Annotated in this window: 8 protein-coding genes; 3 read left to right on the top strand and 5 right to left on the bottom strand. The window is 70.0% G+C overall.

Annotated features, from left to right (window positions below; genetic code table 11):
• Positions 1-87 precede the first annotated feature (87 nt).
• Positions 88-975 carry a helix-turn-helix transcriptional regulator gene (locus VGZ32_RS20370; protein WP_326887706.1) on the bottom strand — a complete coding sequence of 296 codons (888 nt, stop codon included), beginning with the start codon at positions 973-975 and terminating at the stop codon, positions 88-90.
• A gap of 270 nt (positions 976-1,245) precedes the next feature.
• Here VGZ32_RS20370 and VGZ32_RS20365 point away from each other — a divergent pair, with 270 nt between their 5' ends.
• The gene (locus VGZ32_RS20365; RefSeq protein WP_326887705.1) at positions 1,246-1,458 is read left to right on the top strand and encodes a hypothetical protein; all 213 of its coding nucleotides are present in this window, start codon (positions 1,246-1,248) and stop codon (positions 1,456-1,458) included.
• Between the two features lie 106 nt (positions 1,459-1,564).
• Here VGZ32_RS20365 and VGZ32_RS20360 read toward each other — a convergent pair whose 3' ends face one another.
• Both VGZ32_RS20360 and VGZ32_RS20355 read right to left on the bottom strand, forming a co-directional pair.
• Positions 1,565-3,049: an aminotransferase class V-fold PLP-dependent enzyme gene (locus tag VGZ32_RS20360; protein ID WP_326887704.1), complete on the bottom strand. Its 1,485-nt coding sequence runs from the start codon at positions 3,047-3,049 to the stop codon at positions 1,565-1,567.
• Between the two features lie 81 nt (positions 3,050-3,130).
• Positions 3,131-4,897, bottom strand: coding sequence for an ABC transporter ATP-binding protein (locus VGZ32_RS20355; protein ID WP_326887703.1), 1,767 nt, complete (start codon positions 4,895-4,897; stop codon positions 3,131-3,133).
• Between the two features lie 587 nt (positions 4,898-5,484).
• Here VGZ32_RS20355 and VGZ32_RS20350 point away from each other — a divergent pair.
• Positions 5,485-6,012, top strand: a complete 528-nt coding sequence (locus VGZ32_RS20350) for an NUDIX hydrolase family protein (protein ID WP_349263684.1) — start codon at positions 5,485-5,487, stop codon at positions 6,010-6,012.
• 339 nt (positions 6,013-6,351) lie between these two features.
• Positions 6,352-6,762 carry a hypothetical protein gene (locus tag VGZ32_RS20345; protein ID WP_326887701.1) on the top strand — a complete coding sequence of 137 codons (411 nt, stop codon included), beginning with the start codon at positions 6,352-6,354 and terminating at the stop codon, positions 6,760-6,762.
• A 169-nt stretch (positions 6,763-6,931) separates the two neighbouring features.
• Here the strand turns inward: VGZ32_RS20345 and VGZ32_RS20340 are convergent, their stop codons facing one another.
• On the bottom strand, positions 6,932-9,217 hold the full coding sequence (locus VGZ32_RS20340; RefSeq protein WP_326887700.1) for an ATP-binding protein: 2,286 nt from the start codon (positions 9,215-9,217) through the stop codon (positions 6,932-6,934).
• Positions 9,218-9,709: 492 nt separating this feature from the next.
• The coding region (locus tag VGZ32_RS20335) for a TIGR03118 family protein (protein ID WP_326887699.1) at positions 9,710-10,438 on the bottom strand (729 nt) is incomplete at its 5' end.

Genomic DNA, 10,438 nt, shown 5'->3' with positions numbered 1-10,438 from the left:
GGCGGCTCCTTTCACTCGTGGGGCCGCCCGGATGGTGAGGTGACCCCGATTGTCTCCGCCGAGAGACGTCGGCGGACATCTAAAGGTTCACTCGTCCAGAGCTCGCGCCACCTGGTCCAGGAGAGCCTGCGTCCGCTCTGGGCTCAGCGCGATTTCCTGCATGTAGCTAATCGTGCGAATGATGCGCTGCCGGTCGGACTCGCGCTCGGCCCACAGCGCGCCGACGGTGCCCTCGACGAAGCAGACCGGCGAACGTCGCAGCTCCTCGGGGAACTCCAGCACCGAGAACCCCGCCGATTCGAAGCCCGGATAGACCCCCGCCTCGATCGGTACCACCTGGATCGTCACGTTCGGGTACTCGGAGACCTGTGCGACGTGCCGCAGCTGCGCGGCCATGACCCCGCGCTGCCCCACGCGGCGGCGTACCACGTTCTCATCCATGATCGCGACGAAACGCATGGCGTCGGGGCCGCGCAAGCGGTCCTGCCGCGTCGCGCGCACGTCAGCCTGCTCTTCAAGTGCGACCGCGTCCGGGGTTATGCCGCCCGCGTGGAGTCCCGCGATTCCCTCGGCGATCGCGCGCGAGTAGTCGCGAGTCTGCAGCAGGCCGGGTACCAGCATCGACTCGTACGCGTGGACAGCGCTCGCGATCGATTCGAGCGCCACGTATTCCGAGAGGGCTTCGTTGATCCCCTGAAGGCGGTTGCCGCGGCTGGCCTTCGCCATCGCGATCAGGCGCTCCCGGTCCGCGGAGCCGAGGTCGTAGTAGTCGCACAGGTCGCGCACGTCGCGCAGGGTGATGCCGCGCTTCGCCGTCTCCAGGCGGCTGATCTTCGCCGTCGAGAACCCGGAGCCGAGACGCTCCGACAGCTCCTGAGAGACCTGCTCGATGGTCTTGCCTCGGTCCTCCCGGATGTGGCGCAGCTCGGCACCGAGCATGAGCCGCTGTAAGGTCGGCGTCGCAGCATCAGACACGGCTGCCTCCGAATGCCGGGCTGTGGGGCGGTAGCGGGCGCGAAGCTTGGGTATATGCCTCGTGTACGTTCTGAAAGCAATAGCCAATGGTACTTGCCAAAGGTACATTCGGGAGAGACCTTAGCACTATCGAACCCCGCGCCACAGCGGAGATCGATTTCGTTATGGGTTCTTCACCCGTCCGGGGCAGCGCCGACAGCGTCGCGGTCCCATCCACAGCACTGACCGGTTTTACAGTCCAGCCTGCCCACGAGGAAAGGGGGCCAGCTCGTGAGCGCGAATTCGGACGAGTTCAGCGAGGTCGCCGACAGGGCACCGCCGGAGAGGTACATCGTTCTTTGCCCGGCCTGCGAAGGCGACGGCCGGGTGATTCCTCCCGGCTCGCTCGCCCAGGTCAGCTGTCGGCTGTGCTGGGAACGCGGACGCGTCTCCCGCATCGTCGCCAACAAGTACCTGCGCTCGCACGACAAGCGCGCGGGCTGACCTGGGCGACCAGCCCAGGGTGAGGCGCTGACCCGGGGTCAGGAGTGTTCCCGGGCCAGCGGCGTCTCGGAGGTCAGGAGCGGTCCCGCGACCAGGAACGGCTGGATCAGCAGTGGTCGCGGGGCGGCAGGTCGGCCCGGTCGGCCGGCTGGTCGCGGTAGGTGCGCTCGGCGAAGTCGATGAAGCGCTCCACGTCGAGCACGTTCGACGCCACCCCGAGCGAGGCCCGCACCGCGCCTCCGGTGGGCAGTTTCAGCATCCGCAGATAGTCGTCGATGCTGCGCACCCGGCGCCCGATCCGGCCGCGCAACGCGGCGCGGCCGATGTTGAACGCGAGCTCTCCCGCGCCCGGGTTGCAGAAGCAGCCGGTGCGCAGGCTGATGTTCTCGGCCGCGGCCTCGCGTTCGACCAGCCGCTCGTCGACCACCCGGCCGGACGGATCGATGAAGTTGAACGCCACGTTCCCGCCGCGTGCGACCGTGTCTCGCGGTCCGTATATACGAGCCAAGGGCGCGCCGTTGCTGTGGGTCAGGTTGCTGAGCCGGTAGAGCAGCCAGCCGGTCAGGCAGCGTACCCGCTCGCCGATCACTCTTACGTCGAGGCCGCGCAGCCAGCGCAGGCCGAACTCGACGTCGGGGATCGACAGGAAGTTGACGGTGCCGTCCTCGAAGGCCGTCTCGCCCGCGGCCATCGCGTGCCAGTCGCCCTGCACGCTGACGGCCTGGATCGTGCCGCCGGAGAACCACGGCCGCTTCAGCCGCTCCAGCGCCTCCCGACGGGCGACCAGGCAGCCGACCCCGGTGGGGTAGCCGAACAGCTTGTACCAGCTGACCGTCACGAACTCCGGCCGGACCTGCGACAGATCCAGCGGCTGCGTCGGCACATAGGCGGCGGCGTCGAGCAGGACGTCGAAGCCCTGCTGCTGCGCCTTCTCGACCCAGCCGAGCGAGTGGCGCACCCCGGAGAAGTTGCTCTGCGCGGGATAGGCAAACAGCCCCGCCGAACCGCGCAGGCCCGGCCGGCGCTTCGCGAGCGCGCCCTCCAGCGCCTCCTCGTCCACGCGCATGTCGTCGCCCTTGCCGGGGACGTAGCTGATCTCGGCCCGCTTGGACCGCGCGAACTCGCGGATGCCATTGACCGAGTTGTGGTTGTCGAAGGTCAGCACGTACCGGTTGTCGTAAGCGAACGGATACGACTCGCCGACCAGGCGGCACGCGGCGGTGGCGTTCGCGGTGAAGACGGCGGTGTACTCCCGCGGCGAGGCGTTGAAGTGCTCGAGCACCGCCGCGCGGGCCTGCTCGACCAGCTCGGTCGAGGCCACCGACGCGGGGTTCTGCGAGTGCGGGTTGCCGAAGCCGCGCTCGGACAGCCGCTCGGCGTGCGCCCGGTACTGGACGCCCGCGGCCAGGCTCGCGCCGGTGTAGTCGAGGTACACGTGCCGATCCCGGTCCAAGTGGGCGTACTCGGCACGGCGCACCTCGTCGAGGGCCCTGGTGCTCTCGTACTCCGGATACTCGTTCAGGAATCGTGCCGGCTCGCGCATGCGCAGCGGGCTGGTCGGCGCAGGAATGAGCGTATCGGTCGTCATCATCGCCCCGGGAGTGCGTCGTGAGTCGTCGGTCTGCTTGATTTTCCGTAGCTGGGCCGCGGCGCGTCGGGGCGGCGCGGCCGGTCAGCGGCTGGTGCGGCGCCTCCTCGGGGTCTTGCGGGTGAGCACGAGGGCCGCCGCGACGAGGAACACGAAGGTGAACGCTGCCAGCAGGATCCACTTCATCGGGACCGAGCCGTTGAAGGTGTCGCCGTAGGAGTCCAGAAGCGGCGGACCGAGCGGCGAGCCGCCGTCCCGCCACAGGTGCGGCAGGCCGGCCGTGGCGCCGAGCGCGTCGAAGGCCCACCGGTTCGACATCGCGTAGCTGAGAATCCGGCCGGGCAGCGCCATCACCGGGACCGGGAGGAAGGCCCCGACGAACAACACCTGCGGGAAGCACAGCATCGGCAGCATCAGCGTCGCCTGCGCCGGCGAGGAGACCGCGGCCGCCGCGAGCAGGCCCAGGGCGAGCGCGCTGGTCGAGGTCAGCAGCAGGGTCACCAGCAGCCTCGACCAGTTGGCCAAGTCCAGGGCCGGCAGCCGGTGGGTCGCGCTGAGCGTGGCCAGCAGCAGCACGTCGACCACGGCGAGAATCGGCAGCAGCACCGCGACCTTCGCGGCGAGATAGGGCACGATCCTCAAGCCCACGATCCGCTCCCGCCGCACGATCGCGAACTCGTCGCAGATCTGGGACAGCCCGTAGGTCAGGCCGAAGAAGAAGCCGCCGAAGGCGATCCAGAACAGGATCATCATCGAGGTGTTCGGGCTCGGATGCGCGAAGTCGAAGGCGCCGGGCCGGAACATCATCAGGAACATGAGGGTGATCAGCACCGGCGAGCCGACCAGGATCGCCAGCGTCAGTCGGCTGCGGGTCAGCAGGTCGATTCCGCGGCGGCTCATCAGCAGCCACTGGCCGAACGGGCCGATCCGGCGCCCGGTGTCGGCCGAGTGCGCCATCGACCGGGCCGCTTGCGTGGCGCCCCGGGCCGGGCCGGCGACCGGCCGCGCCGAGGGCAGCCGGGAGGCCCAGACCGCCGGGTCGGGCTCGGCCGCGAGCCTGCGGTAGATCAGGTCGAACGTATCGGCGCTGAAGTACTGGAGCGCGTCCTCGGGCGTGCCGCTGAAGGCGAGCTGGCCCTCGGCGGCGAGCACCACGACACCGTCGCAGACCCCGACGTCGGCCGGGTTGTGGCTGGTGAACACGACCGTGGTGCCGCCCGCGGCGATCTGCCCGAGCAGCTCGACCAGGTCCGCCGCGATGGCCGGGTCCAGGCCCGACGTAGGCTCGTCCAGGAAGAGCGCCGAGGGCCGCGAGAGCAGCTCGACGGCTATGCTCGCCCGCTTGCGCTCGCCGCCGCTGAGCAGGCCGACTCGGGTCTGCGCGTGGGCGGTGAGGCCGAGCGCGCCGAGCACGTCGGCCACTTCGCGGTCGATCTGGGCGGCGGACATGCGGGCGGGCAGCCGCAGCCGCGCCGCGTAGCGCAGGGTGCGGTCGAGCGGAAGCGCCTGGTGGATGATGTCGTCCTGGGGCACGTAGCCGATGGACGCCAGCGCGAGGTCGTCGTGCGGGCGGCAGGTGTCGCCGTCGTGGAGGATGGCGCCCTCCGTCGGGAGCGCGACTCCGGCCAGCGCGTCGAGCAGGAGCGTCTTGCCCGCGCCGCTCGGCCCGATGATCGCGACCAGGGAGCCGGGACGGATGGCCAGCGAGACCGGGCGCAGCACCTGCTTTCCGTCGCGCAGCGTGTGGGCGGCTGCCTTGGCCTCGATCCCCACCCCGGCGGATCCGCCGACGGCCGGGCGCATCGCCTGGCCGACCGACGTGCGAGCCCCGCGGAGTCCTTGATCAGTCATCTGCCATTCCGTCCGGTAGATGTGCGCCAATGGTTACCCGGGGGCACACCCTAGTGAGCGGTCGGTGTGTATTGAATACCCCTGCGTCAAATTCCTCGGGTCCGTGACCGGTGTCACGATTCGGACGCCCGAAGTGTCGCAGGACTCTACAACGCGTGGAGCAGTTCCCTGATGTCCTCGGCCCCGCCGCGTCCGCGGCAGGCCTTCACATCCCCGGTGAACAGGGGTAATGTGGCAAAGCCGCAGGACAGCCGCGCGGGGCGGGGCTTGCGTGCCGCAGTTACCAGGGGTGCTCGATCGTTCACTCGGACATCATGCACATGATCAGGGCTCTGGCACACCCCTTACATTCGGCGCACGGTTGCGTGTCAAGGCGTGCAAGGTGCAACGGGCACGTGCAAGTGCGCCACGTCCGATCACTCGTCGTCCGACGTCACTGTCCGTGCGGTAATAACGCGACAATGCCTTGTCGCAAGTGGCTCTGGCGCCCCACGCTCACCAGGCGCATTGAGTCCGCAACGGACCGCTAGTACCGACTGCACTGCCGCCCGGAGGGCTCCTGACGTTACCATCGGTGAGTGTCTGATGTGATCGAGACTATGGCCGGCTGGCTCGCCCCCGGCGAGCTGGAGCAGGCGCGCGCCCAGATGCCGATCCTGTACGTGGAGGCCGTTCCCGTGCGGGTCGACGACAGCGGGGAGGTCACCCGCATCGGACTCCTGCTGCGCATCGCGCTGGACGGCGCGGTCAGCCGCATGCTCGTCTCCGGCCGGGTCCTGCACCACGAACGGGTCCGCGACGCCTTGCTGCGACACCTGGAGAAGGACCTCGGCCCAGTGGCCCTGCCCCGGATCCCGGCCTCCCTCCAGCCGTTCGCCGTCGCGGAGTACTTCCCGACGCCGGGGATCACGCCGTACCACGACCCGCGCCAGCATGCCGTGTCGTTGGCCTACATCGTGCCGGTGACCGGCGACTGCCGCCCTCGCCAGGACGCCTTGGACCTGGTCTGGTTCACGCCTCAGGAAGCCTCGTCACCCTTGGTCCAGCAGGAGATGCCGGGTGGTCAGGGCGTGCTGCTCAAGCAGGCGCTCGCGCACGTCGGCTGCTTGTCCTGAGGGGAACCCGCCTCGGGTTCTGCTCGCGCTGAGGGATCTTCGTTCTAGGTGTAGGGGCGAGTTTTCCACAGCGGTCCACATATTGTGGATGACGCTGTGGACGGCGCGGCGGCGCCGATTCGGCGCCGCGATACGGGCACTGTGACGCAGATCACTTGAATGCTCCGGTCCGGGCGGGCATGCCGGGCGTCCCGCGCGGGTTGCACAGGATGTCTCCGCTACCAAAGATTCGGAGGCAAGCGAGCCGCTCCGGAGTGTAATCCTGCGCCCCGCTACGACTCACTTCCTGGCTTTCAAAGGCGGCACCGCGATTCCGCGATGCCCGGGAGGTGTTTTGAAATGGCTCTGAGCTCTCGTTACGCACTCGACACCACCGCCGTCCTGGCGGGCGGCTTCCTCGCCGTCTCCGCGATGGCGTTCTCCGCCCCGATCGCCGGCTGGCTCGGGTTCGGCGTCTCCACCGGCGTGGCCGTCCTCGCCGCCACCGGCGCCGTGTTCGCCCACCGCACCGGACAGAAGGCCGGGCACGGCCTGCTCGCCCTGGTGGGCCTGTGGTCCCTGATCGCCGCGCTGGTCTTCTCCGGCACCGCGCTCACCTGGCTGGTCTTCGCGGACGCGCTCGGCATCGTGCTGTTCGCCCTCGCCGACCTGACCGCGCACGAGCTCACCACCGAGCGCGTGGTGCACCAGCTGGACGTCCGCACCGACACCGCGGTGCCCGCGTCCATGACCAACAGCCTCGCCGCCTGACCCACCTGTCCACCACCCACCAACCCACCTATCTCGGGTCCCGATCTACCCGGGGAGCGCATGAGAGCTTTCCGAAGTCGATCGGACACCCACCAGACATGACCGTCCGGCCCCGCCGAGCAAGCGCTCGACGGGGCCGGTCAGTTTCTCCGTCTGTTTCCCGTCCGCCTCAGCCGGCTGTCGGCAGCGCGCGCAACCGCTCGCGAACGCGGTCCGCGTCCGGGTGGTCTAGATCGGTGAGGATTTCCAGGGCCTGAAGCCACGCGTCGCGGGCCGCCTCAGGGGCGTCGGCGGCGAGGTGGCTGTCCCCCAGATGGGTGAGGGCATCGCTCTCGTAGTAGCGGTCGCCGACCTCGCGCAGAAGGCTGACGGACTTCTCGTGGCAGGCGACCGCTTCGAGGTAGTTGCCGAGATGGTGGTGCGCGTAGCCGATGCTGTCCCAGGTTCCCGCTTCCGCGTGGCGGTCGCCCAAGCCGTCATATGTATTGAGGGCCTGCTCGCAGTACGCCAGTGCCTGCTCGTGATCGCCGGCGAGGGAGAGGTACCAGCCCACCTGATTCAGGCCGCTGGCCTCGCCGCCCGTGTCCCCGACGGCGCGGAACAGCTCAAGGCCCTGTTTGGCGTGGTCGAGCGCTTCGGGCAGGTTCTCCTGCAGTTCATAGATGTTGCCGATGGCGCGGTGGGTGCGGGCCATGCCCGCCCGGTTGCCGAGCCGGGTATGAATCTCCAGCGCACGCGACAGGTGGCGGTGCGCCTCGTCAAGCGAGTTGAGACGGGCGGCGGCGCGGGCGACGCCGCCGTGCGCGCGGGCCTCCGACGCGGCGTCGCCCAGGCGCCGGGCTGCGGCCAGAGCGTCACAGTGCGCCGCCCGCAGCTCACGCCAATGGCCCTGCCTCGCCAGGTAGTCCGTCATGATCCAAGGCAGCTTCCACGCGTAACCGTCGAGCCCGGCCTCCGCCGCGTACTGGCTGACTCCCGTCAACGCGGCGTGTTCCCTCTTGAACCAGGCCAGTGCCGCCCGGTCGTCGGGGAACCGGTCCAGAGTCGTGCCCTCCCTGGGCTCCCCGAGCACAAGCGCCTCCCGGGTCGGAAGCACGAGGAGCGCCGCGGCGTGGCCGGTGTGCGTGTAGTGGTCCAGCATCCGCTCCGTCGCGGCGTGGAGATCCGCGGGCGTCTCTTGCGCGTGGGCCTGTTCCGCGGCGTAGGCACGCAGGAGATCGTGAAACGCGAATCTCTTCGGGACGGGTTCCGCGAGCAGGTGCGCCCGGGTTAGCTCGGCGAGGTGCCTGATTGCCTCGTCCCGGGGCACACCCGCCAGGCTGGCCGCGGCCGCCGCCGAGACGTCGGGGCCCGGGTGCAGGCTCAGCAGCCGGAACATCCGCGCCGCCGGAGCGCTCAGCACCCGATACGACCAGGAGAACACCGCGCGCACGTCGGACGCCGGGTCGCCCGCGTCCAGCATGTCCAGCCGCTGGGTCTCGCGCAGCTGCGCGGTCAGCTCCGCCAGCTCCGACGACGGCTGCGCGGCGACACGGGCCGCGGCGACGCCCAATGCCAGCGGCAGCCGCGCGCACAACCCGATCAGCTCGTCCACCGCTTCGCGCTCGGCCGCGGCCCGCGCGGCGCCGAGGCGGCGGGCGAGCACCTCGTACGCCTCACCGTGCGCGAGCAGATCCAGGCTGACCTGGTGGGCGCCCTCGATCGCGGTGAGGCTGGTCAGCTTTCTGCGGCTGGTCACCAGCACCATGCAGCCGGCACTGCCGGGCAGCAGCGGCCGCACCTGGTCGGCGTCCCGGGCGTTGTCCAGCACGACGAGCGTGCGGGTGCCGGCCAGCAGGCTGCGATATAGGGCGGTCTGGGCCTCGGCGCGGGCCGGGATGCGTCCGGGGTCGGAGAGGGCGTCGAGGAAGCCGCGGATCGCCTCGGCCGACGTCAGCGGCTTGCCGTCCGGGTCGAATCCGCGCAGGTTCACGTAGAGCTGGCCGTCCGGGAAGCTGTCGGCGGCCTGGTGCGCCCAGTGCACGGCGAGCGTGGTCTTGCCGATCCCGGCCATCCCGTCGATCGTCGCGATCGCCGTGCTCCCGTCCGCTTCACCGGACCGGCGCAGCAGGTCGGTGAGCGCCTCGAGCTCCGCGGCCCGGCCGGTGAAGCTGCGCACGACGGCGGGAAGCTGACGCGGCACCCGGGCGGTACCGGCCGACGCGTCGCCCTCCGGCAGTCGCGCGCTGCGCCCCGTCGACAGCAGCCGCGTGCGGGCGGCGCCGCGCAGCCCGAGCGCGTCGGCGAGCAACCGCGCCGAGGCTTCCCGTGGGCGCACCCCAGTTCCCCGCTCCAGGTTGCGGATCGTCCGGACGCTCAGTCCGGCGCGCTCGGCCAGCTGCTCCTGGGTCAGCCCCGCGCTCACCCGCTCCCGCAATAGCAGTTGGCCGAAGCTCCCATCAGGTTCGACGGACATCAGCACCCTCCGTGTGGCCGCGCGACACTCAGCGCGATGATTTCACGGTGGGGCTACCCGCCGAAAGTTGCCGGGAAGTTGCCGGTCGGATTCCTGGTGATGGCCGCGGCCGGCGGCCACACTCATGCGTGGGCGGATCGTGCGCCGGCCGGGTACCACCCGACCTGCGGTTTCGCCTCTGACTCATGGGCGCAACCGCCGCGCGACGAGGCGGGCGGGACGCGATGAGGCGTGCCGGTGCCGTAAAAGGCCTGGGATCCGCAAGGCGGCTTGTGAGGGCTCCGGCCCGAAACGGGGGGCCGCCTCGTGGATCCTCCTTGACACCGCGCCCGGACGTGAACCGTGAGCTCTCGTCGCGGCTCCGAGAGACCCACGTGCACGGCCGGGCGCGGTGTTCTCTTTGCTCCTCGTTCTCTTTGCCCCTCGAAGGCGACCGGGCTTCACGGCGGCTGTAGATCGCCGCCGCCCAGTCGACTTCGAGGAGCGATTCGCTCAGGAGGTCGGGTTGATCGCCCCGAGCAGGCCGTCCTGCTCGCCGTTGATCCCGGCGCTGAACAGCAGCGTGCCGGTGCCCCCGGTGGACGCGGTGCCGAAGGCCAGGCCCCACAGCCCGTCGATGGTCAGCGGCTTGTTGTCCTCGTTGCCCAGCTGTCCGAGGAAGCGGCCGTTGAACGGGTTGAAGGCGTTGATCCGCCCGTCACCGAAGTCGCCGACCAGCAGCGCGCCGCCGAGCTCGCCGAAACCGGCGGGCGCCAGCGCCATGCCCCACGGCGAGTTGAGCGAGCCGTGCGAGGCGAGGCGCTCGATCAGGAACCCGTTGGACGTGTAGACGTCGATGAATCCGTGGCCGTGGCCCGCGACGTCGTCGTGCTTAAGGGAGTTCTGCTCAGCGTAGGTGACATAGATCAGACCGTTCACGTTCTGGATGCCGAACGGCGCGTAGTTCGACGGGATGTCCTCGTCCATGAAGTTGCCGGCGAGGTGCACCAGGTGGAACGAGGTGTCGAAGACGTCGACGGTGCCGTCGTGGAAGTTGGAGGCGTACAGGAAGGTGCCGGAGTCGTTGGTCGCGATCGTCAGGCCCTTGTACACCGCGGTCGGCGAGGAGTACTCGACCGTCGCGGTGGACACGCCCGCGGTGGTCGGGTCGGCCGCCGGGTTCCAGGCGGTGATCTGCCCGGCCTCCGCGGAGAAGATGAACCGGGCCGGGCCGCTGCCCGC

The organism is Actinocrinis sp., assembly GCF_035938995.1.
GTDB lineage: Bacteria > Actinomycetota > Actinomycetes > Streptomycetales > Catenulisporaceae > DASZGI01.
This window is presented reverse-complemented; position numbering and strand designations above follow the sequence as displayed.